Genomic DNA, 24,992 nt, shown 5'->3' with positions numbered 1-24,992 from the left:
CCGCGATCTGGCACAACCGCAACACCGGCCGAACCATCACACGCTCGCTAACCGCCTACGACCACTAACCAAGCCTTCGGACTTACTCGTCTAGGTCCTGTCCGGTCGGTGCCCCGCCCTTCGGGCGGTCGGCGCGCCGACAAAGCGCCGGGCGGCCCGCAGCGCGGTGGCGGTATCCGGTACGGGGCTGAACTCCAGCCCCACGGAACCCTCGTAACCGGCCGTCAGCAGGGTCCGCCGTACCCGGGCGAAGTCGATGTCCCCGTTACCCGGACAGCTCCTCCCCGGGGTGTCGGCGAACTGGACATGCCGTATCAGCGGCGCGTGGCGGGCGATCGTCAGCGCCGGGTCCTGGCCCGCCCTCGCGACGTGGTACACGTCCAGCAGCATGCCCACATTCCCGGCCCCCGCCTCCCGGGCCCGCTCAAGCACCCGCGCGGCGCCGTCGGCATCCGGCAGCAAGTAGCCGGGATTATCGGTGGAGTTGAGCGGTTCAAGGAGGACGGTCACCCCCTCGGCCGCCGCCTTCCCGGCCGCGAACAGCAGATTCTCGTAGGCCGTACGGTGCTGGAGCGCCACCGGTACGCGTGGATCGCGGTTGCCGTACGGCAGGTTGACCAGCCGGCATCCGGTGTCCGCGGCGAGCCGCAGCACCGCCAGTACGCTTCGTTCGCACCGGGCCCGGCGCCCCGGATCGGCCAGCAGCCCGCGCTCCCCGGCGCCGTGATCGCCCCCGTCGATGTTGACGCAGACCAGGTGAACGCCCGCCCGGCTCAGCGCGTCACGCACCGCGCCGATCTCGTCGGACGTGGGAGCCGGGGTGGCGAACGGCCACCACATCTCGATCCGGCCGAACCCGGCCGCCGCGGCGGCGGCCGGGCGCTCGGCGACCGGGAGGCCGGCCAGGACCAGGGAGACATTGAGCGCGTACCGGTCCCTTCCGAACGGCGCTTCCGTCATGAGCGTGTCTCCGTCATGGGGTCTCCCGCCGGAGGATCCGCCGCAACGCCTGGGCCAGCAGATCCCGGTGGCGCCCGGCGGGATCAGCGGGAGCGCGCCATGCAAGATGCCCGTCGGGTCTGATCAGCAACGCGGCGCCGGGTCGCAGACCGTACAGCCGGTCGAAGCGCTCCTGGTCGACACCGAAGCGCGGTCCTGGCGCGCGGTACGCACGCAGCGGCAGCCGGAGGCTCCGGCCCGCGCCGCGCGCGGCGTCGCTCCAGAGGGCGCCGTCCGCGCCGTACAGCAGTGTCCAACCGCCCTCGAAGATCTCCAGGCTGGACATCCGGCGCTCGCCGTCGTCCACCCACAGATGCGGGGCGCGTCTGCCGACCGCCGCGGTGAACGCGTCTGCGTCCGTCGTCTCCGGCCCTTCCCCTACCAGCGCGCCGTGCGGGTAGCGGAACCCCAAGTCCCTTTCCAGCGCGGCCAGATGACCGCGCTGACGCGCCGTGGCGTCGCCCGCCGGCGCCCCGCTCACGATCGACCGCCACACGTCGTCGAAGCGCTCCGCGTTCTCCTGGCTCCACCGGGCGTTGGAGAACGCCACCGGACGCCGCTCGGCCTCGTAGGTGTCGAGCAGCCGGTCCCCGGCCCGGCCCAGCCGGACCAGCGCGAGCTTCCACAGCAGATTGTGGGCGTCCTGGACACCGGTGTTGAGCCCGAAGCCGCCGGTCGGCGGAAACACATGCGCGGCATCGCCGGCCAGGAAGACGCGCCCGTCGCGGTAGGTGTCCGCGACCTTCGCCGCGACCTCGTAGGTGGCCGTACTGACCACCTCCACCGGAATGTCCTCACCGACCGAGCTCCTGACCAGCTCACGCGCCTGCGGATCGGTCAGCCTGCCGGGGTCCCCGGCGTCTCTCGGCCGCATCCGGAAGGTGATCCAGCGCTCGCGTCCGTCGACCGGCGCCACGGTGACGAATCCCCCGTCGGGGGCGGCCGTCAGATACTGGATCGCGCCGCGGTCCTTGGTGAGCCGGGAGATGTCGCCGTGCCAGTAGACGCTCTGCCAGTAGCCGAGCGAGTCACCGGTGAGCCCGATCCCGAGGCCGTGCCGGACGCCGCTCCCCGCCCCGTCGGCGGCGATGGCGTAGCCCGCGGTGAGGGTCCGTGTCCCCCCGGTGTCCGTGTCCTCGACGGTCGCGCGCACCCCGCCCCGGTCCTGCCGCAGATCCGTCACCGTACTGCCGAAGAGCACCCGGACTCCGGCGGCCCGCGCGACCCGGGCCCGCAGTATCCGCTCCAGTTCGTCCTGCGGGACTCGGCAGGGGCCGCTGGGGCTCAGCGCGCCGTCCTCGTCGCCCGCCGGGGTACGTGCGTACTCCGCGCCGCTCAGCGACTGGCAGTAGACGAAGCCGTGCCGAGGGTTCGCCGGAGCGCGCCCGCGTATCTCCCCCTCCATTCCCCAGAGGCGGAACAGTTCCATCGCGCGCGTGCGCACCCCCCGGGCCTTGGGATGGGCGTACGGGACCCGATGGCGCTCCACGAGCGTGGCCCGGATGCCGAGCCGTGACGCGAGCAGCGCCGCGCTCAGACCCACGGGACCGCCCCCGACGACAAGGACGTCCGTATGCCCGTCGGGGAGGGTCATCGGGCGCTCTCGTCGGCGACCGGGGTCTCCATGACGCCGAGACCGGTGATCTCCATGCGCACGCTGTCCCCGCCGAACAGGAAGCGCGGCGGGTCCTGGAAGGCGCCGCACCCCGTGGTGGTACCGGTGTAGATGATGTCGCCGGGCGTGAACTCCAGGACCTTGCTGAAGTCCTCGATCAGCCCGGGAATGTCGACGATCATCTCCGCGCTCGAACCGTCCTGGCGCAGTTCGCCGTTGACCCAGCAGCGCAGCCGCAGATCGTGCGGGTCGGGGATCTCGTCCTTGGTGACCAGCCAGGGGCCGAACGGCGCGCCGGTGGGGATGCCCTTGGCCCGGGTGATCTGCGAGAAGAGCGGGCTCAGTTCGATGTCCTTGAACGCCATGTCCCGCGCCGTCACATCGTTGCCGATCATGTAACCGGCAACATGGTCGTACGCCTTCTCGCGGGAGATGTACCGGCCGCCGCGCCCGATGACGACGGCGATCTCCGTCTCGTAGTCGAGCTGGACGCTCTGCCGCGGGCGTACGAGCGTGTCGTGCGGCCCGATGACCGTGTTGGACGGCTTGAAGATCAGCAGGGGTTCGGAGGGGGAGGGGGCGTCCTTCATGCCCGCCGCCTCGTCGACATGGGACTGGTAGTTGCCGCCCGCGACGATGATCTTCTCCGGGCGGGGGACGGGCGGACCGAGCCGGGTGGTGGTGGCGTCGATCCGGGCGACGGGTCCGGTCAGCGCCTCCTCGATGAGCGGCTGGAGATGGTCCAGGAAGGCGAGGAAGCCGTTGGTGTCCAGGACGGGCAGGCCCAGTCGGGTCAGCAGCGGGGCCAGTGGTACGAGCTGGTCCTCGTCCAGCAGGACGGCGGTCTGCTCGGCGCGCGGGGGGCCGAATGTGACGATCTTCATGAGGGGTCTCCTCGGTCGGTTCGGTGGGCAATGGCCGCGGCGTGCCGCAGGAAGTCGAAGTCGCAGCCCTCGGAGCTCTGCAGGACGTGCCGCCGGTACAGCGAGGCGTAGCCGCGCGCGGGTGGTGCGGCCCCGGCTCCCGGCCCGACGGCCCCCGCCCCGGAGATCGGCTGGCGCCCGGCCAGTTCGGCCGCGTCGACGTCGAGGTCGAGCCGTCCCGTGGTGACATCCAGGACGATCGGATCGCCGTCCGCCACCCGTGCGAGCGGGCCGCCCACGGCAGCCTCGGGCGCGACATGGAGAACGACGGCGCCGGAGGCGGTACCGCTCATCCGGGCGTCGGAGATCCGCACCATGTCGGTGACGCCCCGGCGCAGCAGCTTCGCGGGGATGGGTAGTTGGCCGACCTCGGGCATGCCGGGACCGCCCACCGGACCGGCTCCGCGCAGGACGAGCACGGAGTCCTCGTCCACGTCCAGCCCCGGGGCGTCGACCCGTGCGTGCAGATCGGCGAGACCGTCGAAGACGACCGCGCGACCGCGGTGGTGCCACAGCCGGGGATCGGCCGCCGAGCGCTTGATGACAGCCCCGTCCGGCGCCAGGCTGCCGCGCAGCATCACCAGCGAACCCGACGCGAGAACGGGGTCGGACGCGGACCGCAGCGCCGGACTCTCGTGCCGTACGGTCCGTGCCAGCACGTGGTGCCAGGGCTCACCGGTGCCGGACAGCGCGTCGGCGCGCAGCAGCGGCGCCAGCTCCAGGAGCACCGCCGGGAGCCCGCCCGCGTCCTCCAACTCCTCCAGCAGGTGCGGTCCCGAGGGGCGGACATCGGTGAGGAGGGGGGTGGTTCCGCTCCACTCGGCCATGGCGTCGAGGCCGAGCCGCTGACCGATACGGCCCGCAATCGCTTCGAGATGGATGACGGCGTTGGTGGAACCCCCGACGGCGCACAGCACCCGGAAGGCGTTCTCCAGCGAGGCGGGGGTGATGTACGCGTCAGGACCCTGACCGGCGCGGGCCAGCTCGACCGCGCGCCGCCCGGTCTTCTCGGCGGCGGCGGCCCGCGCCCCACTGGTGGCGGGCAGCAGGCTCGTACCCGGCAGCGCCATGCCCAAGGTCTCCGCGACCAGCGCCATGGTGACGGCGGTGCCTAGCACATTGCAGGTGCCGGCGCCGGGGACGAGACAGCCCTCCAGCCGCGACCAGCGGGCATCGTCCAGCGCGCCGGTGCGGCGCTCGTCGGAGAGCGTCCACAGATCGTCGATGGTCAGTGGTTTCCCGGCCCACCGCCCGGTGGCGCGTGGGCCCGCCGCGAGGGCCACGGCGGGCTTTCCCGCGCTGAGGGCGCCCATCAGCTGGGCCGGTACGGTCTTGTCGCAGCCGCCGAGCAGCACCACGCCGTCGATCGGGGACGCGGTGATCATCTCCTCGACGTCCATGGCCATCAGATTGCGCAGATAGAGCGTGGTCGGCCGGATGAACGGTTCGGCGAGTGAGATCGTCGGAAACTCCAGCGGGAGGCCTCCGGCCGCGATCACCCCGTGTTTGACCCGCTCGGCGAGTTTCCGCAACCCCTGGTTGCACGGGTTGAGTTCGCTCCAGGACGTACAGATCCCGATCACCGGACGGGCGCGTACGGTCGCCTCGCTGTGTCCGGCGCCGCGCAGGAAGGCGCGGTGGGTGAAGCCGTCGCGGTCCGCCGCGGTGAACGCCTCGCCGTTCCATGGGCGCGTGCTGTGCTGTGACATGCCGTCACCACCCCGCCGCGCGGCCGTCGGTGCCACCGGAGCCGGTTGTGGTGGCGGGGCCGGCGGCGGCCCCGGGACCGGGCTCAGGACCGGCCCCGGGACCGGGCTCAGGACCGGACCCGGCCGGGGGTACGGGATCGTAGGCGCGGGCCAGTTGGGCCAGATCCCGGCGCCCCGCCCCCGCCCGCGCCAGCGCGTTGAACGGACCGCACGCCGCGGTGAACACCCGGAGCGTAACGTCCGACCGCGCCGCCAGGTCGGCCACCAGCCTCTGCACCGGTACGAGCCCGCCGATGGTGGCGCCCGACACCGCGTCCGAGGGGGTGAGTGCGGCGGGCAGACAGTAGTCGAGCATGGCGCTCGCGCCCCAGCCGGACATCAGCACCCGTTCGCTCTCCCGAGGCGGCAGCCCGAGCCGGGAGAGCAGCGCCGCCGCCTCCGCCGCGGCGGCGACATGCACACTGACGAGCAGCTGGTTGACGAGCTTCAGCTCAAGGCCCTTGCCCACCGCGCCGACATGGACGATCTGCGAGCAGTAGACGCCCAGCAGCGGTCGTACGGACGCCAGTTGGGCCGCGTCGCCGCCGGCGATCCCGGTCAGCAGCCCGTCGCGGGCGCGCTGCGGCCCGCCCGTCACCGGCACATCCAGGAAACCGGCCCCGCGCCGCTTCGCGTGCCCGGCGAGGGTACGGGCGAGCGCGGGGGCGATCGTGGCGTGCTCGACGAAAAGCTGCCCCGGGCGCGCCGCCGACAGTAGTCCGTTCTCGCCCAAGTAGACGTCGCGTACGGCCTGTTCATCGAGAAGGCAGCCGATCACCACCTCGCAGTCCCGGGCGATCCGCGCGGGGGTGGCGGCCCGGTCGGCGCCCGCCTCCACGAGCGGCTGGGCCTTGGCGGGCGTCCGCGCGTACACCATGACCTGGTGCCCCGCGGCCAGCAGCCGCCGGGCCATCGGCAGACCCATCACGCCCGCACCGGTGAACCCGACCCGTGCCGGCGCGCTCATGACGCCGCCCGCCGTGCGGGGGCGCCGCCGAAGAACAGCCGCCCCATGTCCGGGTCGGCGAGCAGCGCGTCGGCCGGTCCGGTGTGCAGGACCCGGCCGCCCTCCATGACAACGGCGTCGTCCGCGAGCGCGAGGCCGAAGCGTACGTTCTGTTCGACCATGAGCACCGTCACCCCTTCCCGGTTGAGCGTGGAGATCGAATCGGCCAGCCGCGCGCACGCCGTGGGGTCGAGACCGAGCGTCGGCTCGTCCAGCAGGACGACCTTGGGGCGCAGCATCAGCGCCCGCGCGAACTCGACGATGCGGCGCTGCCCGCCGGAGAGGGACGCGGCCCTGTCCCCGGCGCGTTCGGCGATCAGCGGGAAGACGGCGGTGATCTCTTCGTAGCGGCGCCTGTTGCGCTCCCGTTCGCGGCGCTGCGCGTACGCGCCGAGCAGGACGTTCTCCCGTACCGTGAGGGCGGGGAACAACCCGTGGTGCTGTGGGACCTGGACCACACCGCGACGCAGGATCCGCGCCGGGGAGAGCCCGCCGATCTCCTCGTCGCCGAGCAGAACCCGGCCGCTTCGGGGGCGCAGCAGTCCGCTGCACGCCTTGAGCACCGTCGACTTCCCGGCGCCGTTGGGACCGACGACGCAGGTGATGGCACCTTCGGCGGCGGAGAAATCGACCCCGCGCAGAATGTCGCCGGCCCGTCCGTAGCCGGCCACCAGGGAGTTGAATGTGATCACGCGATGGCTCCCGAGATCGTCTCGTCGCCGTGCGGCCGCACGGCGTGGTCACCGAGATAGGCGTCCAGCACGGCCGGGTCCCGCTCGATCCGTCCTGGCGGACCGCTCGCGATGACCGCGCCCTGGGCGAGGACATGGATGTGGTCGCAGAGCGAGAGCACGAAGGGCATGTTGTGTTCGACGATCACCACGGTCGTACCGGCCTCGTTGAGCGCCCGGACGATGCCGCTCAGCCGGTCCACGAGCGCCGGGTTGATCCCGGCGGCCGGTTCGTCCAGAAGCAGCAGCTCCGGCCGTAGCATCAGCGCCTGGGCGAGTTCGACCAGCTTCTGCTGTCCGTACGAGAGTCCGCCCGCCTCGTGATCCGCGTACGCGCCCATCCCGACGAAGTCCAGCCACTCACGGGCCAGGGCCGCGTCCTTGCCGCCGACCGCCCCGCGCGCTCCGGCCGTGGAGAAGCCGCGGCTGGGGACGGCCAGGTTCTCCAGAACCGTGAGGCGCGGAAAGACCCGGGTGGACTGGAAGGTACGGGCCAGCCCCGCGTGCGCGCGCTGCCAGCGGGGCAGCGTGTCGATTCGGCGGGTGCCGAGTTGGACGCTGCCGCCGTCGGCGCCCAGGCTTCCGTCGAGCAGATTGAACACCGTGGTCTTTCCCGAGCCATTGGGGCCGATCAGACCCGTGATCGAGCCCCGCTCGACCGTGAACGAGCACTGGTCGACCGCGTGCACACCGCCGAACGCCTTGTCCAGGCCGGTCACCCGCAGCAGGGGCACGCCTTCAGGATCGGCCGCTTCCCGGGGCCGGACCCGCGCGGACGCGGGCAGCCTCTCCGGTTCGGGAGCCGGCCGGCTGCCCGCCAGGGCCTTGGGCCCGGTGCCGGTGCGCCGGAGGCGGGCCAGCAGGGCCGGCACCTCCGTGAGCACGCCCTTGGGGAAGAACAGCACGATCGCCGCGAGCAGGGCGCCGTAGATGATCAGACGCCAGGACCCGGCATCGGGGCCGCTCAGGCTCTGGTTGGTGAACTGGTTGAGCGGTTCCAGCAGAAAGGCGCCCAGGACGGGCCCCCACAGGGTGCCCACCCCGCCGAGATGGGCGGCGAGCACGATCTGCATGGCGATGACGATGTCGAACATCGCGGCCGGTTCGAGGAACGCGATGTAGTACCCGTAGACACCGCCCGCGACTCCGATGGGGAACGCGGAGGCGGCGAAGGCGAGCATCTTGTGGCGGTCGGTCCGTACGCCGATGCCGTCCGCCTTCGCCTCGTCGTCGCGGATCGCCATCAGCCCGATGCCGAACGTGGAGCGCCGGATCGCCCACGATCCCCACACGGTCAGCGCCAACAGCGCCAACAACGCGTAGTAGAAGGGCCAGTTGAGATAGGCGCGGTCCCAGCTCGGCAGCGGCAGCGCGAGTCCGTGATTGCCGTTGGTCAGCGAGGACCAGTTGGAGGTCAGCAGCGAGGTGAACTCCAGGAAGGCGAAGCTCACGATCACGAAGGCGATGCCGCGGGTACGCCGGCCCGCCAGTCCGAGCAGCAGCGCGGCGCCGGCCGCGACCACCCCGCCCACGGGGGCCGCGAGAAACGGTGAGAGGCCGAAGTGGAGGGAGAGCAGGGCGGTGGTGTACGCGCCGATGCCGAGGAAGGCGCTCTGGCCCAGTGACACATAGCCCGCGTAACCCGAGATGATGTTCCAGCCGGACGCCATGATGGCCAGCAGGAACGCCATGATGGCCATGTTCTGGACATAGGCGTTGTCGGACACCAGGGGCAGTACGGCGAGGAACACGGCGGCGAGCCCGATGGCAGCCGCCCCCGGCCGATTGCCCTTTGTGCGCGGCTCGTTCGTGCGCCGCACTTTCTCGCGCGGCTCGTTCGTGGGCCGCGCATTCTCGCGCGGCTCGTTCTTGTGCGGCTCGTTCATGCGCGGCTCGTGTCCTCTCGCAGCCGGGTTCCCAGCAGGCCCTGCGGGCGAGCGACAAGCACCAGGATGATGGCCAGATAGGGGACCGCACTGGCCCAGTCGGGAGAGACATAGTCGGAGGTCAGCGACTCGGCGAGGGCGATGACCAGCGCGCCGAGCACACTGCCGGGCAGGCTGCCCATACCGCCGAGCACGACGATGGCGAGCATCAGCCCGATCCAGTGGTCTGCCGAACTCGGCATGAACGGGTACAGGACGCTGAGCAGCGAGCCGCCCGCGCCCGCCGCGGCCACCCCGATCGCGAAGGACGCCGCCCAGACACCGCGCACCTCGATGCCGATCAGCCGGGCACCCTCCGCGCTTCCCGCGGTGGCCCGGATCGACTGCCCGAGCCAGGTGCGCCGGAGCAGCAGATACAGCCCGGCGAGCACCACCGCCGCGACCAGACACGCGTACACCTGTGCCTGCGGGAATCTGATCCCCAGCACGGAGAACGAGCGGTCGGCGTACCCCGGAGTCACCGAGCGCGCTTCGTTTCCCCAGATCAGCGCGATGACACCCTTGGTGACAAGGGTGAGGCCGAAGGTGGTCACCAGTGCCATCGACGGGTCGGTGGTACGGGAGCGCTCGATGAAGACGTAGTACGTGGCCCAGCCGACGACGAGCAGGCACGGCGTGGTGATGAGCACCAGCAGCAGGGGGTCGAGTCCGGTCGCGTTCCACAGGGTGTACGTCAGATAGGCGCTCAGGATGAGCATGCCGCCCTGGGCGAGGTTGACCACCCGCATGACCCCGAAGATCAGGTTCATCCCCGCGGCGACCAGCGCGTAGACCCCGCCCACGAGCAGCCCGAGGACGATGGCCTGGAGCAGCTGCGCCATCAGGACCACTCCGGCTTGGGGTTGACGACCGAGTCGACGGTCTTCTGACTCTCCGGGGCGATGATCTGGAACTCCCCGTCCTGCCACTGCGCGAGCAGCATGTCGCCGTTGGGCACCCCGCGTTCGTCCCACTCCAGCGGGCCGACGATGGTCTGCACGGTGTGGGAGTGCAGCCAGTCGGCCAGCTTGTCCTGATCCAGGCTGCCCACCGCCTTCACCGCCGCCTCCAGTACCTGACCGGCGGTGTAGGCGTTGGCCGCGTCGTCGCTGGGAGCGGCGCCGTAGGCCGCCGTGTACTTCTCGACGAACTCGGCGTTGCCCGGGTAGTCGGCCTTGGGGCTCCAGGCGGCCGTGGTGAAGATGCCCTCGGTGTTCTTCGCTCCGATGGCCCGGGGGTACGACCCGGTGACGCTCGGGCTGTTCGTCTGGAAGAGGATCTTCGGGCTGAACCGCTGCTTCTGGAGCCCCTTCACAAATCCGGCGCCGTCGCCGGTGCCGACCGCGCCATGGATGACCAGATCGGGTTCCGCACGGGCGACGGCGCCCGCGATGGAGTCGAAGTTCACGGTCTCCGGCGCGTACTTCTCGCTGTAGACGCTCTTCACTCCGAGCTTGGTGAGCTCCTCGCGGAACTCCTCGACGACGACATCCGTGTTGGGGTCGTCCTGCGTGGGGTACGCCGCTGTCCTGGGCCGCTGGTCGGCCGGGAGCGCGGTGAGCCACGCGAGGAACTGCTCCGGAAGATCCACCGACGTGCTCGGCTGCGCGAAGAACAGATAGTCGTAGCCACGGGTGAAGATCTCCGAGGCGCCGCCCGAGGGCTCGACGTAGAGCATCTTGTTGCGCTCGGCCACCGCGGAGGCGGGCAGGTTGAGCTTCGAGGAGAAGGTGCCGAGGAGCAGATCGGCCCGTTCCTGGCTGATGAGGCGGTTGTAGTTGGTGACCACGGTGTTCTGGTCGAAGCCGTCGTCGAGGACCTTGAGTTCGACCCGCCGCCCCAGCAGCCCGCCGCCCTTGTTCACCTCGTCGAGCCAGACCTTGTAGCCCTCGTACGCGGGTTTGGAGGCGTCGGCGACGGGCCCGGACAGCGGGAGCGACGCGCCGACCTTGATGGAGCCGCCGTCGTCCGCGGCCGACCCCGAGCACGCGGTCGCCACGAGCAGCGTCGCGGCCGCCGTGCTGATCATCGCCGTTCGCCGTCGTCCGCTCCGGCCGAATCCTGGCATGACACTCACCTCGGGTTGGTGATCGTGATTGCGGTCAGGGTTCACCGGGCCGGCGCGCGGGTGACGTGGGCGTCGGGGCGCCGGCCCGGAGGCTGTTGCCGGCGCATGTCCCTTGCGCCATGAGGCCCGCCTGGAGCCCCTGCATGCTCGATGTGCAATGTATACATTGCGTGCCAAGGGGCGGCAAGGCGTCGGTCATGGATCGACCGGAAAAGGTTCTACCGGGGGGTAACCCTTTGTGCGGGCTGTGCGGGCTGTGCGGGCTGTGCGGGTCTTGCGGGCCGTGCGAATGGCCGCCGGTCGTCGGCTCGTCAGCCCCGGGTGTCGCCGTCCCGGTGGTTCTCGCCGTACATGGCCGCGGCTTCCCGTACATGCTCGGCCGCGGCGGCCTCCGCGCCCTGCGGATCGCCGTCGATGATCGCGCGGACAATGGCCTCGTGCTGAACGGGCCTCAGGTCCGCTCGCCTGCTGATGTTGCTGAGGCTGACGATGGCGAACCGGGCCCAGATGCGGTCGAGCGCGTCCTCCAGCAGCGGATTGCCCGAGAGCCGGGCCAGCATCATGTGGAAGTCGAGATTGGCGCGCCACGCCCCCGGCGCGTCGGCCGCCTCGCCGCGCTCCTCCACCCGGCGGGACGCGTCCTTGAGCGCGCCGAGTTGGGCGGGCGACAGCATTCCGTCGCGCTGCGCGGCGGCGGCGAGTTTCGCGGCGAGGGCGTCCAGCGCTCCATGGACCTGTGTCGCGTGCAGCATCTCCTGTGGGGAGAGGGAGCTGACCACCACACCCCGGCCCGTGGAGGTCACGAGGCCGTCGCTCTGCAGACGGCGCAGCGCCTCACGGACCGGGGTCCGGCTCATACCCAGGTCGTCGCAGATACCCAGCTCGGTGAGACGATCCCCGGGGTGGTAGTGCCCGGAGATCAGCCGCTCGCGCAGTCGCCGGTAGGCCAGTTCGGCCTGGTTGTGGACCCCTGGACGCTCTGCGGGACGGTCGCCGGATGAAAGCATGGTCAACGTATACATTGCATTCATTCGACGCCGCAATGCCGGCAGGGCCATATGCGGTGTCGGCCGGCCCACGTAGGGGGCCGGCCGGGTCATGCGCGGGAAAGCACGCGAACGAGGGGGCGTCTCCGTCGGGAACGGAGGCGCCCCCAAGGGCCGGTCGGCGGGGACCGGTCAGCAGTACTGGGATTCCTTGCCGATGGACCGGTACATGCAGTCCGCGTTCTCCAGCAGTTGCAGTACCGCGTCGCGGTTCCGGCTTGTCTCGCGGGTGATCACCTCGTCGGGCGGGTAGAAACCGCCGCCGCCCGAGGACGGATACATCTCGAAGGTGTATCCGAAGATCTTGTGCGTGCCCCACAGCCAGTCGTCGATCGAGCCGTCCGTGATGTAGAGGTCGCTGGACTGCTCGGGCGTGTAGCCGTTGCTGGCGGCCATCTTCTGGCCGACGGCGGCGAAGGCGTTGCGGTCGTCCAGGGTCATTCCGGTGGTGGTGTCGGCGGTGGTGTAGCCGAAGGGCCAGAGCACCAGTTCGCTGTAGGTGTGGAAGTCGATCGCGGCCTTGATCTGCTGTGTACCGCCGACGACCCGTCCGCGTACGAAGTCCGCCACGACCTTCACCTCGGGCGCGGACTCGGCGGCGCTGCCCCGGTAGGTGTCCGACGAGGCGCTGCCCGAGGAGCCGCCGCAGCAGCCCCAGCGGTAGGCCCAGTTGCGGTTGAGGTCCGTACCGACCGCGGTGGAGCCCGAGTTGGGCTGCCGGTTCTTGCGCCAGCTGCGGTAGGAGCCGGTGGCGATGTCGTACTCGCCGCCGTCCGGGTTGAGGTCCGGGATGATCCAGATCTCGCGGTTGTTGACGATGTTGGTGACGCGTGAGTCGGTGCCGTAGTCGGAGGTCAGTTCCTTCAGCAGATACAGCGCCATCTCGACGGTGAGATGTTCGCGCGCGTGCTGATGGTGGGTGAAGAGGACCTCGGGCTCGTTCTCGTCGGTGGCGACATTGTCGCTGATCTTGATGGCCGTGATGTTCCGGCCCTGGTACGTGGTGCCGATGACCCGCTGACTCGCGATGCCCGGGTTCGCGGCGACGACGGAGTTGATCTCGCTCGTCATCTCGGCGTAGTTGTGGTAATTCGAGTCCGCCGAGGGGAAGTCGAACGGCGTGACGGCGCCGTTCAGGGTACGGTCCGGGGCGGCGCCCAGCGGTGTCGGCGCGTAGCCGAGCGCGCGGAGCTTCCTCACCTGTGCCGGGTCGGCGGAGACGACCACGCTCTCACTGTCGGACGCGTCGATCGTCACACCGGTCCTGGCGAGCGCGGTGCGCGTCGCGGACGTCGCGTGCATGACGATCTCGTACTGCTGGATGTCCTCGTCCGCGGCCGTGGCTCTGGCGGCGGCCGACGGGGGAGTGGAATCGGCGCTGGTGGCCGTGGCGGTGGCCGTGACGCCGAGAGTCAGGGTCAGCGCGACGGCCAGGGTGGCTGTCCGTCTGCGACCGGAGGCGCCGCTGCCGCGTATTCGGAGCCGCATGAAGTCTCCTGGATGGGGAGTTGTGGGGGTGCGGGCACGCAGTACGTGCCCGGGGTCATCGTGAGGCTTTGGCATGACCGGGTCAAGGGTGCGCATACGGCGGGCAAAGGGGGAGTTACACGTTCTGGCCGGTGCGGTACGCGTCCGGATTCTGGCGGTCCCGCCGGTCCCGCCGGTCCCGCCGGTCCGCTCGGTGTGGTGTCAGGTCGCGGGGCAGTCCTTGGTCCGGTGCGCGTCCCGGAGTGTCACGGGTCGGGCGGCGATCGCTTCGGCGGGATCGCCGTCGCCGAGCGCGGACTCGGGCAGCGGCGTGGCCGCGCCCGGTGCCGCCCGCATGCCGTCCAGGAGCAGCCGGAGATAGCGCCGCCACAGCTCGGGGTGTCCGGTGTGATCCGTGATCGCCGCGACCATCAGCTGGATCATGGGGAGATCGAAGCCCTTGAAGTCCTGGCGCAGTGTGCCCTGTTCCTTCGCGCGGGCGATCAGCTGGTCGACGGCGGGCTTGATCCGCTCATGGACCCGCGCCTGGCGCTTCGGTCCCTGTCCGGTGCCGAGCATGACCTCGCGCAGTCCGCGGTCGAACGTCTGGATCTCACAGACCTTCTCCAGGCTCGTGGCCAGCGCGTGCCAGGCGTCCGGGTCCGTGGCCGCCTCCCGGCTCAGCGCCTCGACGTTGTCGATCATGTCGTCGAAGAGCGCGTCCACCAGCTCTTCCTTGTTGGCGAAGCGCCGGTAGACGGTCCCCACGCCCACGCCGGCCCGGGCGGCGACATCGTCGAGGGTGGCTCCGGTCCCGCGCTCCCGGAACACCTCGTGGGCAGCGGTGATGATCCGCCGGCGGTTGCGCTCGGCGTCTCGCCGTAGCGGCCGGTCCGGTTGCTCCGGCTGTGCTCGTGGCGCCATGTCGGTCGTCCGGACTCCTGGAACGGGTGAGGTCTTCTCCGGTTGATCCTATGTCCGAAGCGTGAAGTGGAGAAGCGATCTCCGCTTACTGTTATGGTGGGACTCGAACCGGAGATTACTTCTCCACTTCATCGGAGCGCGACACAAGGAGAACCATGGCCAGGCGGACCAGGGGTGCGATCCTCGGCGGATCGATAGCGCTGTGCCTCGCTCTCGCGGCATGCTCGACGGACGGCGGGAGCGAGTCGTCCGGTACGACCGGAGGTCCCACGGCGTCGACGGCTCAGTGCCCGCGTCCCTCGGTCACGCCACCCTCCGGCGGTGCGGCCCCCGGCGACGAGGCCCCCGGCGACGAGGCCCCCGGCGGTGCGGCCCCCGGCGGTGCGCCGAGTCTCCCCTTCGCCACATCGGTGGCGCCCGGCGACACCGGCACGAGCACCGTCATCACCGCGGGCGGCGCCCAGATCCGGTGCGGGAAGGTGGCGGTCAAGGCCCACCGCGACATCGTCTACGCGACGCCGTCGGCGGCGGGGAAGAAGACCGAACTGAAGCTGGACATCCAAGTCCCCGCAACGGACGGCAGGAAGCCGCTGGTCGTCTACGTCCCCGGCGGTGGGTTCGTCAGGGCGGACAAGAGCGGCGCGCTGGACCAGCGGACCTATGTGGCCGAACAGGGCTACGCGGTGGCCTCCATCGAGTACCGCACCACCTCCGACCGCGCCACCTACGAGGAGGGTGTCGCGGATGTGAAGTCGGCGATCCGCTACCTCCGCGCCCACGCCGACGAGTACGGAATCGATGCCGGGAAGGTCGCGGTCTGGGGCGAGTCCGCCGGTGGATATCTCGCCGCCATGGTCGGCACCACCCAGGGCGTCGAGCGGTTCGACGCCGGTGACCATCTCGACGAGAGCAGCGATGTCCAGGCGGTCGTCGACAAGTTCGGGCCCTCGGACCTCGCCAGGATCGGCGCCGACTTCGACACCGCCGCTCGGCAGGCGAATGTGACCCCTGGCAACTCGGCCGCCGCGTGGGTCTACGGGCCGGGCACCAAGAAGTCGGTCACGGACGACCCCGCGGCGGTGGCCCGCGCCAACCCGGCGACATACGCCGACTCCTCGGACCCCGCGTTCCTCCTCTTCCACGGAAGCGCGGACCGGTTGGTCTCGCCCAGTCAGACCCTGCTGCTGCACAACGCGCTACGGGCCAAGGGGGTCGACAGCACCCGCTACGTACTCACCGGCGCGGACCACGGCGACCTGGCCTTCATGGGCGCCGCCGAGGCAGGGCTCCCGTGGACGACCGAGCAGGCGGTGGGGATCATGGTGCGGTTCCTGGGTGAGCGGCTGCGCGGCTGAGCCGGACCTCGCCACGGCTCGGGGCGGAGTGCGCCCGCCCTGTCCAACTGGCTTGATACGGCGCCTCTTTGTGTCTCGAAGCGTCCCCGAGCAGGCGCGTCCTCACTACGGGGGTATTGCGTGACCATGTCATGGCTATGACATCCGGTCGGACCTCTTGTCGACTGACGCCGTCTCAGCGAAGGTCTTAGCGGGCGGTCTCAGGAACCACGCGGTCCGCTCCCCACGCATACGTCCCGTATGTGCCCCCACGTTGCGCACGCACCCCAGCGCACCCGATGAGGAGGATCCCTCACGATGGCAGTGTTGCGTACCACCAAGACACGGATCGCCGCGGCGATCACGGCGGCAGCGGCGGCTGCGGCCATGACCGCCCTCGCCGTTCCCGCCCAGGCGGCCCCCGCCGTGGGTACGGTCGTCGGCGCCGATGCCAAGGACGCGGTGCAAGGCAGCTACATCGTCACGCTGAAGAAGACCGCCGGCCTCAAGTCCGCCTCGGCCGCGGGCCGGAGCGTGGTGTCCGAGTACGGTGGGACCGTCAAGCGCACGTACACGGCCGCCCTCAACGGCTACGCGGCGGAGTTCTCGCCCGCGCAGGCACGCAGACTCGCCGCCGACCCGGCGGTCGACAAGGTCTTCCAGGACCGCGAGGTCCACACACTCGCCACCCAGACCAACCCGCCGTCCTGGGGCCTCGACCGCATCGACCAGGCGGCGCTGCCGCTGAACAACAGCTTCACCTACCCGGACACCGCCGGTGAGGGCACGACCGTGTACGTCATCGACACCGGCGTCCGCATCACCCACCAGGACATCGCCGGACGGGCTTCGAACGGCTACGACGCCGTCGACAACGACAACGTCGCGCAGGACGGCAACGGCCACGGCACACACGTGGCGGCCAACGCCGCGGGCACGTCGTACGGCGTGGCCAAGAAGGCCAGGATCGTCGCCGTGCGCGTGCTCAACAACGCGGGCTCGGGCACCACGGCCCAGGTCGTGGCCGGTATCGACTGGGTCACCAACAACCACGCCGCTCGGTCGGTGGCGAACATGTCGCTGGGCGGCGGCGCCAACGCCGCGATCGACACCGCCGTGCAGAACTCCATCAACAGCGGTGTGACCTACGCGGTCGCCGCCGGTAATTCCGCGGCGAACGCCCAGAACTACTCGCCGGCCCGGGTCGCGGACGCGATCACCGTCGGCGCGACGACCAGCACCGACGCCCGCGCCAGCTACTCCAACTTCGGCGCGCGCGTGGACCTCTTCGCTCCGGGCAGCGCCATCACCAGTGCCTGGAACACCTCGGACACCGCCACCAGCAGCATCTCCGGCACGTCGATGGCCACACCGCATGTGGCCGGAGCCGCCGCCGTCTACCTCGCGGGACACCCCACCGCGACCCCGGCCCAGGTTGCCGCGGCCCTGGTGAACGGCGCCACCAACGGGGTGGTGACCAACCCCGGCACCGGCTCGCCCAACAAGCTCCTGCGCATAGTCCCGTAACCCACCGGACCAGCTGAGAACGTGACGCCCGGCGCCGACCACATGGCGCCGGGCGTCCTCTCTGTCCGACAGCGGCAGGCGGGCTCCGCCGGCCGCGCGAGGGCTCCGTCGGCCCCGGCGACCCCCGCGACTCCGGCGAAGAATCGGTGGCCTAGAGGCAACTTCCCGGCGAATCCTTGCGCCATGGAGTCGTTTGCATCCCGCCCGTAACGATCGCCTCAATAGGTTGCACCTGCCGCTCCACGGGCCGTATGCGCGGTCCGACAGGGACGAGCGGCAGGGGTGGGGACGCAGGGACATGAGATCTGCCGACGAGAGCGGGAGATTAAGAAGTGCCGCCGGGCTGCGCTGTCAGACCGACATCGACGCGGAGGGCCGCTACCGATGGCGGGTGGTGGCGCAGAACGGCCGGGTGGTCGCCGTATCGGCGCTGGCCTTCGCGTCGTACGAGCGGTGCCGCGGCGCGTTCGAGGAGGTGTGCAGGCGGCACGCGGCGCTGACCGGAGGGGTTCAGCACACGGCGGAGGCCAATGGCTGGATGTGGATCGTCCGGGACGAGAGCGGACGCCGGACCATCGTGTCCGCCCGCTCCTACGAGCGGTACTCGACCTGCCGGGTCGCGTACACCCGATTCCGCGAACTGCTGAGGGAGTTGGGGGAGAGCGGCGAGGTTCCCTGGAGCGGGAGCTGACGCCCCGTCGGCGGGTGTACCAGGCGCGGAACTACAGGCTCTCCGCACCGTACGGGCACACGTTCGTCATCGGAAGTTGCCTCTAAGAGGCGCCTCGTTCATATAAAGATGCCTGCGTGTCAACCGCGCCCCGTGAGCGTCATGGGTGTGCTGAGACGAACAGGGGAGCGAACGGCCGCCGCCCACGGATCCGTTGGGCTCGCGACCGAGAGAATGGCCGCCGCCGAAGGGCCGCGTGGGCTCTACGTCGACCCCGGGCTGCCCGACCGGATCTTCCGCGGTGTGGCCCGTGGCGGCGGCGGTCTCGTGCTCGCCGTGATGCTGCTGGTGGGCGGTTTTCTGCTGTACCGCGCGTGGCAGGCGCTCGAACGGGCCGGCTGGTCCTTCATCACCACCGAGGCCTGGGAGCCGGACGCGGGCCGCTTCGGTATCGCCGCCGTCATCGTCGGCACCGTACTGATCGCGCTGGTGGCGATCCTGGTGGCGGTGCCGCTCGCGGTGTGCGGAGCGCTCTACATTTCCGAATACGCGCCGCCCGCCATGCGCGGGACGCTGATCAGCGTGGTCGACCTGATGGCGGCCGTGCCGAGTGTCGTCTACGGACTGTGGGGGCTCTTCTTCTTCGAGGGCGCCGTGCTGCCCACGGCCCGCTGGATCGCCACCTACTTCGGCTGGTTCCCGCCGCTGAGTGTCGTCGGCGCCGATCCGCGCGATCCGCTCTCCACCGAGACGGTCTACACCTCCTCGACCCTCATCGCGGGCATCGTGGTCGCGCTGATGGTCGCGCCGATCATCTGCTCGGTGATGCGCGAGGTCTTCACCCAGGCTCCGGCCGGTGAGCGCGAGGGCGCCTACGCGCTCGGCGCCACCCGCTGGGGGATGATCCGCAGCGTCGTCCTGCCGTTCGGCAAGGGCGGCATGATCGGCGGCACCATGCTCGGACTCGGCCGCGCCCTGGGCGAGACCATCGCCGTCTACCTGATCATCTCGCCGGTCTTCCAGATCCAGTGGCACATCCTCCAGAGCGGCACCAGCTCCGTCTCCTCACTGATCGCGCTGCGGTACGGGGAGGCCAGCCAGTTCGGGATGTCCGCGCTGATGGCGGCCGGTCTCGCGCTCTTCGTGATGACCCTCGTCGTCAACTTCGTCGCCTCGTCCATCGTCGCGCGCAGCCGCTCCGGCGCGACCAGCGATGCCTAGGTCCTGTCCGGTGCCCATGTCCCGTCCGCTGCCCGAGCCCTCGCCGATGTCCAGACCCTGTCCTAAGGGGACCCGCCCGTCATGACCCTCGCACCCGAGTCGCCACCGTCCCTCGCGAAGGAGCGGCGTACCGTCCTGCCCGCGAGCAGGCCGCGGCCCGTGGAACCGGCCGGGGAGCGGCGGCGCTCCCTGGCGCTGAGGCGTGCCACGGACACCTACGCGCTGTTCGGCTCCGCCGCCGCGGCCATCGCTCTGACCTCGCTGCTCTACGTATGGCTGCTGCCGTTCAATGGTGTGATCGGCTTCCTGGTCATCGGATACGTACTCTTCCTCGGCCTCTACGCGCTGCTGGTCTCCTTCGACGAGGACGGGCCCACCGTCCGGGACCGGCTCGCCGGGGTGATCGTCCGTTCGGTGGGCCTGGTCATGGTCGTCGCCCTGGCGTTCGTGATCGTCTACACGCTGTGGGAAGGCCGCAAGGCGCTGCCCCATCTGAACTTCTTCACCGAGGACATGACCCTCGCGGGCCCTCTCGACCCGCTGAGCGCCGGTGGCATCCTGCACGCCATCGTCGGCACCCTGGAGCAGATTCTCATCGCGCTGGTGCTCACCGTGCCCGCCGGGCTGGTCTGCGCGGTCTTCCTCAATGAGGTGCCCGGCCGGTTCGCGCGGTTCGTCCGTACCATCGTCGAGGCCATGACGGCGCTGCCGTCCATCGTGGCCGGCCTGTTCATCTACGCGACCGCGATCCTCGCCCTGGGCACCGGGAAGTCGGGCTTCGCCGCCTCCCTGGCGCTCGGTGTGATGATGCTGCCGATCATCATCCGGGCCGCGGATGTGGTGATCCGGCTGGTGCCCGGCTCGCTGCGCGAGGCGTCGTACGCGCTGGGCACCTCACGCTGGCGGACCGCCTGGCATGTGGTGCTGCCCACCGCCCGCTCGGGACTGACCACTTCGGTGATCCTCGGCACCGCGCGCGGGGTGGGCGAGACCTCCCCGGTGCTGCTGACCGCGGGCTTCACCGCGGAGATGAACGCCGACCCGTTCAACGGGCCGCAGGTCTCGCTGCCGCTGGCCACCTTCGAGTTCGTCAAGTCGCCGGAACCCTCCATGATCGCGCGCGGGTTCGGCACCGCGGCGACCCTGATGGCGCTGGTGCTGCTGCTGTTCGTCCTCGCCCGGCTCATCGGCGGGCGCGCGCCAGGAAAGCTGACGCGCCGTCAGACCCACCGTCGCGTGCTCGCCTCGCGCCGTGACGCCGAGCGCTTCGCGAGCCGTACGCATGGCCACGCGGCTGCCGCCACCTCGTCCGCACCGACTTCCTCCGTACCCGCCGTCAAGCCCAACAGGAGTACCCCGTGAGACCCGCGACCGTCTCCCGACTGGCCATGGGGCTGGCCGCGCTGCTCTGCGCGCTGCTCGCCGTCGGCCCGCCGCCCGCCTGGGCGGTGACCTACCCGAAGATCAACGGTGCCGGCTCCACCTGGAGTTCCAACGCACTGGACCAGTGGCGCCGCAATGTCGCCTCCAACTTCGGTATGACCGTCAACTTCGCGGCGACCGGATCCTCCAACGGTCGGGAGCAGTTCAGAAACGGCTCCGTCGACTTCGGTGTCTCCGAGATTCCCTACGGTCTCAAGGAGGGCGGGGTCACCGACGCCCCGCCCAAGCGCGGCTACGCCTATATGCCGATCGTGGCCGGTGGTACGGCCTTCATGTACAACCTGAAGATCGGCGGCAAGCGGGTCACCAACCTGCGGCTCTCCGGTGATGTCCTCGCCAAGATCTTCACCTCCAAGATCACCATGTGGAACGCGGCGGAGATCAGGGCCGACAACCCGGGCCTCACCCTCCCGGCCCGCCGGATCGTGCCCGTCGTACGCTCCGACGGCTCCGGTACGACGGCGCAGCTGACCACCTGGCTGTCCAAGGAGCACTCCGGGGCCTGGAACGACTACTGCGCCCGCGCCGGACGCGCCACCCCGTGCGGTCTCACCTCGTACTTCCCGATGGTGCCCGGCACCTCCACGATCGCCAAGTCCGGATCGCTCGGTGTCTCCGGCTATGTGAAGCAGAGCCAGGCCGAGGGCGCCATCACCTATGTCGAGTACTCGTACGCCATCTCGACCGGCTTCCCGGTGGCGAAGATGCTCAACGACAAGGGGTTCTACATCGAACCCACCGCGTCCAGCGTCGCCGTGGGGCTGCTCGGCGCGAAGATCAACCCGGACAAGAGCTCCACGAACTATCTGACCCAGATCCTGGACGGCGTCTACGGTTCCAAGGACGCCCGGGCCTATCCGCTCTCCAGCTACAGCTACATGATCATTCCTACCTCGCTGGCGGGCGAGCAGAACCCGATGACCAAGGAGAAGGGCCTCTCGCTGGGCACCTTCGCCAACTACTTCCTCTGCGACGGCCAGCAGATCGCCGAGGAGCTGGGGTACTCCCCGCTGCCGAAGAACCTCGTCCAGGCGGGTTTCGAGCAGGTACGGCGTATCCCCGGCGCGCCCACCGACAAGATCAATATCAACTCCTGCCGCAACCCCACCTTCTCCTCCGACGGGACCAACACGCTCGCCAAGAACGCGCCGCAGCCGAAGGCCTGTGACAAGAGGGGCCCGACCCAGTGCTCCGACGGCACGGCGGGCGCCAAGGGCACGAAGACCCCGGTGAAGCCCTCGGCCCAGGGCTCCAACGGCGGTTCGGGCAGCGGCGGTTCGGGAGGTACGGGCGGCTCCGGTGGTACGGGCGGCTCCACCGCGGGCACCGGCGGCACCGGGGCCACCGGTGGCACCGGCGGCGCCACGGGCGGCGCCGACGGCTCCCCTGAGCCGGGGGCCGCGGCAGGCGGGTCCGGCGGTGCCATCGACCCCGATACGGGCGAGCTGATCAGTGGCGACGGCGCCGGCGGCGGTGACTCCTCGGTGGTCGGGAACCCGGTCACTCTCGCCTCCAACGAGGCGACGGGGCTGCGCGGCGCGCTGATGGCGCTCTCCGCGCTGCTTCTCGTCGGCGTGGTCGTCGGCCCGCCGCTGACCGCACGCGCGCTCGCCGCACGGGCCCGCCGCCGGGAGGGATCAATATGACCTCCCGTCAACTCCCTGCGAGAGAAGGCGGATCCAGGGTCTCCCGGCGGGTGCGGGTCGGCGTCGGGGCGCTCTTCGCCGCCCTGGTCGTCGCGCTCGTACCGCTGCCTCCGGGCACGGACCGGGCACAGGCCGCGGAGCAGGGGAGCGGTACGAAGGCGGCGTCGGACTCCGCGATGACACTGACCGGCAAGAAGGGACAGTACGACGACTTCTCCGGCCTCAAGGTGACCGTCCACCAGACGAAGAACCTGCGGGCCCAGGGGGTCGACGTGACCTGGGAGGGTCCCGCCGTGCCGACCGCGGACGGCTACCGGAACTTCCTCCAGATCATGCAGTGCTGGGGAGACGACCCGGCGGGCCCGAACCGGGAGCAGTGCGAGTTCGGGGGAAACAACGCCGGCACCCACTGGATGAGCCAGCGCACGCTGCCGAAGGACACGGATCCGCTGGAGAAGACGTACACGGACGCGGGGGACAACAACCCGTTCGTTCCGTTCCAGCCGCTCCAGGGCGATCCGACCGACTCGCCCTCCGACGCCACCTACTTCAGCAAGAACGACACCAACGCCCAGCCGTGGCTGAGGACCCGGAGCGACGGCAGCGGTGAGGCCGTCTTCGAGGTGAAGTCCGCGATCGAGGCCCCCTACCTGGGCTGCGGCGATGTCACCGGCGCGGCCGGCGCGGGAAAGCCCAGGAAATGTTGGCTGGTCGTCGTCCCCCGTGGCGAGCACGATCCGGACGGCACCGTCAACGCCGGCGACGGTGTGCACACCTCCGCGCTCAGCCAGTCCAACTGGGACCAACGACTCGTCTTTCCCATGGAGTTCGGCCCGGTCGGCAACACCTGCCCGGCGGACAAGGCGGAGCGACGTGTCATCGGTTCCGAGCTGCTGACCGACGCCATCACCTCCTGGCAGGCCACGCTGTGCGCGGGCGCCGACGCGCGGTTCACCTACAGCCAGGCCGCCGAGGACTACGCGCGTCGCCTCATCGAGAAGCCCACATCGACCTCGCCCGGGATGGGCATCACGGTGGCCCCGGTCGAGGAAGCGACCGGCCTGGTGTACGCGCCGGTAGCGGTCAGCGCGCTCACGGTCGGCTTCTTCTGGGAGGACGCGGAGGCCGGCCAGGTGCGCGATCTGAAACTCAGCGCACGGCTGCTCGCCAAACTGGTGACCGGCTCCTACCCCTATGACATCCGGCAGGTCGGCTTTCAGCATCCGGTCCCGGATCATCTGAAGGGGAACGCGCAATCCATTGTCGTCGACCCGGAATTCATAAAACTGAATCCCTACTTCGACCGACCGACACAGCCCCAGCTCGGTCCGGGCGGAATACTCCTCCAGGCCGGTAATTCGGATGTCAACAGCCTGCTCTGGCGTTATCTCCAGTCGAACGCGGAGGCCCGGGACTTCCTGCGGGGCAAGCCGGATCCGTGGGGGATGAAGGTGAACCCCTTCTATCAGGCGCTGGGTCTGGACACGGAAGCGCCGCTCGACTTCCCGAAGGCCGACACGACCGAGACGCGCATGACACTGCCCGACAACGGCGTCGACCGCACCATCGCGTACGGCCAGCTGGAGAAGTCCCCGTACTCCAACGACATGCACGACGGCGCGCTGCGGGTGAGGCGCGGAGCCACCGGGGCCACCTTCCTCGCCTCGCTCGACCCGAGCTCCCCGCAGGGCATCAAACTGGTGCCCTCGGACAGCAACCCGGGGACCCGGCGGGCGTACGGGGTCGTCGACGCGGCCTCCGCCTCCCGCTACGAGCTCGACATCGCCGCGCTCCCGAACGCCGATGGTGTCTACGTACGGCCGACCGCCGACTCGATGCTCAAGGCCGTCGCCCGCATGCCCGACTCGTCCGTCAAGGGGGTGAAGGCGCCGAGCCCGGCCACCGCCAAGAGCGGCGCGTATCCGCTGACGGCGGTCGCCTACGCCATGGCCCCCGTCGACCAGCCCGCCGACGCGCGCCAGGACTACGCGCGGCTCATCCGGTACGCGGCAGGCGAAGGACAGACCCAGGGACTGGCGCCCGGCGAGCTGCCGCCCGGATACGCCCCGCTCCCCAAGGCACTGCGTGACCAGGCGCTTTCCGCCGCCGACCAGTTGGTACGCGGCAAGGTGGCCGATCCCGCCACCACCCCGCCGGCCGACGGCGGGACCGTCGGTGGTTCGGCGGCCGGCGGCTCCGCCGGCGGTGGTGACGCCGGCGGCGGCGACAGCGCCGGATCCGGGTCCGCGGGAGCGGCCGGGGCCGGCGGGGCCACGGGCGGTGAGGGCACGGGAACTCCCGGGGCATCCAACTCGCCGGGCGCGGGGGCGGGCACCTCGGGCCCGGGTTCGAAGAGCGGACTCGCCTCCGGCGGGCTCACCCCCGGCGAAGTCCTCGGCATCGTCCGCTGGGTGCTGCTCGGCGTCCTGGTCGTCGGTGGTGTGGCCGCGCTCGCCGGTCCCGTCATGCTGCGGCTCTCGGCACGCAGGGCGGCGACGGCGGCGGGCGGTCCCGGGGTGACATAGGAGGAAACGAGCGTCCGATCCAGGGGAACACCCGGAGCGGCTCAGCGCCCTCCGGGAATTCTCCATAACCAGTGGTGAGTTCTCCAGGTGTCTCCTAGGAAATGCCCCCGTAACCTTTTCATCCGGCGGAGTTGGTGGTCTCGGACTGTGCATATGCGGAAATGTTCACGGCGT

19 protein-coding genes are annotated in these 24,992 nt (G+C 70.4%); 7 read left to right on the top strand and 12 right to left on the bottom strand.

From position 1 onward, the window contains the following. Positions 1–90: 90 nt before the first annotated feature. The 12 genes from ABTZ59_RS13540 to ABTZ59_RS13485 all read right to left on the bottom strand — a co-directional run bounded on the left by ABTZ59_RS13540 (position 91) and on the right by ABTZ59_RS13485 (position 14,452). Positions 91–960: a hydroxypyruvate isomerase family protein gene (locus tag ABTZ59_RS13540; RefSeq protein ID WP_351395500.1), complete on the bottom strand. Its 870-nt coding sequence runs from the start codon at positions 958–960 to the stop codon at positions 91–93. Positions 961–973: 13 nt separating this feature from the next. Then, entirely contained in the window at positions 974–2,593 is a 1,620-nt protein-coding gene (locus ABTZ59_RS13535) for an FAD-dependent monooxygenase (protein WP_351395497.1), read from the bottom strand. Then, complete coding sequence (locus tag ABTZ59_RS13530; protein ID WP_351395495.1) at positions 2,590–3,498, bottom strand: fumarylacetoacetate hydrolase family protein; 909 nt, start codon at positions 3,496–3,498, stop codon at positions 2,590–2,592. Before ABTZ59_RS13530 ends, ABTZ59_RS13535 begins: the two co-directional genes overlap by 4 nt. Continuing rightward, positions 3,495–5,246 carry a dihydroxy-acid dehydratase gene (locus ABTZ59_RS13525; RefSeq protein ID WP_351395492.1) on the bottom strand — a complete coding sequence of 584 codons (1,752 nt, stop codon included), beginning with the start codon at positions 5,244–5,246 and terminating at the stop codon, positions 3,495–3,497. The genes ABTZ59_RS13530 and ABTZ59_RS13525 overlap by 4 nt, the downstream gene beginning before the upstream one ends. Before the next feature lie 4 nt (positions 5,247–5,250). Further along, positions 5,251–6,252, bottom strand: coding sequence for an NAD(P)-dependent oxidoreductase (locus tag ABTZ59_RS13520; protein ID WP_351395489.1), 1,002 nt, complete (start codon positions 6,250–6,252; stop codon positions 5,251–5,253). Next, positions 6,249–6,983: an ABC transporter ATP-binding protein gene (locus tag ABTZ59_RS13515; RefSeq protein ID WP_351395486.1), complete on the bottom strand. Its 735-nt coding sequence runs from the start codon at positions 6,981–6,983 to the stop codon at positions 6,249–6,251. The genes ABTZ59_RS13520 and ABTZ59_RS13515 overlap by 4 nt, the downstream gene beginning before the upstream one ends. Beyond that, positions 6,980–8,908, bottom strand: coding sequence for a branched-chain amino acid ABC transporter ATP-binding protein/permease (locus ABTZ59_RS13510; protein WP_351395484.1), 1,929 nt, complete (start codon positions 8,906–8,908; stop codon positions 6,980–6,982). The genes ABTZ59_RS13515 and ABTZ59_RS13510 overlap by 4 nt, the downstream gene beginning before the upstream one ends. Next, a complete protein-coding gene (locus tag ABTZ59_RS13505) occupies positions 8,905–9,789 on the bottom strand; it encodes a branched-chain amino acid ABC transporter permease (protein WP_351395481.1) in 885 nt (294 codons plus the stop codon). The genes ABTZ59_RS13510 and ABTZ59_RS13505 overlap by 4 nt, the downstream gene beginning before the upstream one ends. Next, positions 9,789–11,015, bottom strand: a complete 1,227-nt coding sequence (locus ABTZ59_RS13500; protein ID WP_351395478.1) for an amino acid ABC transporter substrate-binding protein — start codon at positions 11,013–11,015, stop codon at positions 9,789–9,791. Before ABTZ59_RS13500 ends, ABTZ59_RS13505 begins: the two co-directional genes overlap by 1 nt. Before the next feature lie 311 nt (positions 11,016–11,326). Next, a complete protein-coding gene (locus tag ABTZ59_RS13495) occupies positions 11,327–12,022 on the bottom strand; it encodes a GntR family transcriptional regulator (RefSeq protein WP_351395475.1) in 696 nt (231 codons plus the stop codon). A 171-nt stretch (positions 12,023–12,193) separates the two neighbouring features. Then, the gene (locus tag ABTZ59_RS13490) at positions 12,194–13,549 is read right to left on the bottom strand and encodes a M14 family metallopeptidase (protein WP_351395472.1); all 1,356 of its coding nucleotides are present in this window, start codon (positions 13,547–13,549) and stop codon (positions 12,194–12,196) included. A gap of 201 nt (positions 13,550–13,750) precedes the next feature. Continuing rightward, a complete protein-coding gene (locus ABTZ59_RS13485; RefSeq protein WP_351395469.1) occupies positions 13,751–14,452 on the bottom strand; it encodes a TetR/AcrR family transcriptional regulator in 702 nt (233 codons plus the stop codon). A 155-nt stretch (positions 14,453–14,607) separates the two neighbouring features. Here ABTZ59_RS13485 and ABTZ59_RS13480 point away from each other — a divergent pair, with 155 nt between their 5' ends. The 7 genes from ABTZ59_RS13480 to ABTZ59_RS13450 all read left to right on the top strand — a co-directional run bounded on the left by ABTZ59_RS13480 (position 14,608) and on the right by ABTZ59_RS13450 (position 24,818). Then, complete coding sequence (locus ABTZ59_RS13480) at positions 14,608–15,807, top strand: prolyl oligopeptidase family serine peptidase (protein ID WP_351395466.1); 1,200 nt, start codon at positions 14,608–14,610, stop codon at positions 15,805–15,807. Positions 15,808–16,104: 297 nt separating this feature from the next. Further along, positions 16,105–17,313 carry a S8 family peptidase gene (locus ABTZ59_RS13475; RefSeq protein ID WP_351395463.1) on the top strand — a complete coding sequence of 403 codons (1,209 nt, stop codon included), beginning with the start codon at positions 16,105–16,107 and terminating at the stop codon, positions 17,311–17,313. A 298-nt stretch (positions 17,314–17,611) separates the two neighbouring features. After that, positions 17,612–18,004, top strand: a complete 393-nt coding sequence (locus ABTZ59_RS13470) for a YegP family protein (RefSeq protein ID WP_351395460.1) — start codon at positions 17,612–17,614, stop codon at positions 18,002–18,004. A gap of 147 nt (positions 18,005–18,151) precedes the next feature. Further along, entirely contained in the window at positions 18,152–19,204 is a 1,053-nt protein-coding gene (gene pstC, locus ABTZ59_RS13465) for a phosphate ABC transporter permease subunit PstC (RefSeq protein ID WP_351395457.1), read from the top strand. 81 nt (positions 19,205–19,285) lie between these two features. Then, positions 19,286–20,566: a phosphate ABC transporter permease PstA gene (gene pstA, locus ABTZ59_RS13460; RefSeq protein ID WP_351395454.1), complete on the top strand. Its 1,281-nt coding sequence runs from the start codon at positions 19,286–19,288 to the stop codon at positions 20,564–20,566. Further along, positions 20,563–22,293 (top strand): phosphate ABC transporter substrate-binding protein PstS, encoded by a 1,731-nt coding sequence (locus ABTZ59_RS13455; RefSeq protein WP_351395451.1) that lies wholly within the window; start codon positions 20,563–20,565, stop codon positions 22,291–22,293. The genes pstA and ABTZ59_RS13455 overlap by 4 nt, the downstream gene beginning before the upstream one ends. Beyond that, positions 22,290–24,818 (top strand): hypothetical protein, encoded by a 2,529-nt coding sequence (locus ABTZ59_RS13450; RefSeq protein ID WP_351395448.1) that lies wholly within the window; start codon positions 22,290–22,292, stop codon positions 24,816–24,818. The genes ABTZ59_RS13455 and ABTZ59_RS13450 overlap by 4 nt, the downstream gene beginning before the upstream one ends. Positions 24,819–24,992: the final 174 nt, after the last annotated feature.

Origin of the sequence: Streptomyces sp. NPDC094034 (assembly GCF_040303865.1) — a bacterium.
Taxonomy (GTDB): domain Bacteria; phylum Actinomycetota; class Actinomycetes; order Streptomycetales; family Streptomycetaceae; genus Streptomyces.
The sequence above is the reverse complement of the archived record's forward strand: the minus strand, read 5'-3'. Positions and strand labels throughout refer to the sequence as shown.

Bases quoted from the DNA above. Each gene is read 5' to 3' on its own strand.
- ABTZ59_RS13540 (WP_351395500.1), bottom strand. From the start codon at position 960: ATGACGGAAGCGCCGTTCGGAAGGGACCGGTACGCGCTCAATGTCTCC.
- ABTZ59_RS13535 (WP_351395497.1), bottom strand. From the start codon at position 2,593: ATGACCCTCCCCGACGGGCATACGGACGTCCTTGTCGTCGGGGGCGGT.
- ABTZ59_RS13530 (WP_351395495.1), bottom strand. From the start codon at position 3,498: ATGAAGATCGTCACATTCGGCCCCCCGCGCGCCGAGCAGACCGCCGTC.
- ABTZ59_RS13525 (WP_351395492.1), bottom strand. From the start codon at position 5,246: ATGTCACAGCACAGCACGCGCCCATGGAACGGCGAGGCGTTCACCGCG.
- ABTZ59_RS13520 (WP_351395489.1), bottom strand. From the start codon at position 6,252: ATGAGCGCGCCGGCACGGGTCGGGTTCACCGGTGCGGGCGTGATGGGT.
- ABTZ59_RS13510 (WP_351395484.1), bottom strand. From the start codon at position 8,908: ATGAACGAGCCGCACAAGAACGAGCCGCGCGAGAATGCGCGGCCCACG.
- ABTZ59_RS13505 (WP_351395481.1), bottom strand. From the start codon at position 9,789: ATGGCGCAGCTGCTCCAGGCCATCGTCCTCGGGCTGCTCGTGGGCGGG.
- ABTZ59_RS13500 (WP_351395478.1), bottom strand. From the start codon at position 11,015: ATGCCAGGATTCGGCCGGAGCGGACGACGGCGAACGGCGATGATCAGC.
- ABTZ59_RS13495 (WP_351395475.1), bottom strand. From the start codon at position 12,022: ATGCTTTCATCCGGCGACCGTCCCGCAGAGCGTCCAGGGGTCCACAAC.
- ABTZ59_RS13490 (WP_351395472.1), bottom strand. From the start codon at position 13,549: ATGCGGCTCCGAATACGCGGCAGCGGCGCCTCCGGTCGCAGACGGACA.
- ABTZ59_RS13485 (WP_351395469.1), bottom strand. From the start codon at position 14,452: ATGGCGCCACGAGCACAGCCGGAGCAACCGGACCGGCCGCTACGGCGA.
- ABTZ59_RS13480 (WP_351395466.1), top strand. From the start codon at position 14,608: ATGGCCAGGCGGACCAGGGGTGCGATCCTCGGCGGATCGATAGCGCTG.
- ABTZ59_RS13475 (WP_351395463.1), top strand. From the start codon at position 16,105: ATGGCAGTGTTGCGTACCACCAAGACACGGATCGCCGCGGCGATCACG.
- ABTZ59_RS13470 (WP_351395460.1), top strand. From the start codon at position 17,612: ATGAGATCTGCCGACGAGAGCGGGAGATTAAGAAGTGCCGCCGGGCTG.
- pstA (WP_351395454.1), top strand. From the start codon at position 19,286: ATGACCCTCGCACCCGAGTCGCCACCGTCCCTCGCGAAGGAGCGGCGT.
- ABTZ59_RS13450 (WP_351395448.1), top strand. From the start codon at position 22,290: ATGACCTCCCGTCAACTCCCTGCGAGAGAAGGCGGATCCAGGGTCTCC.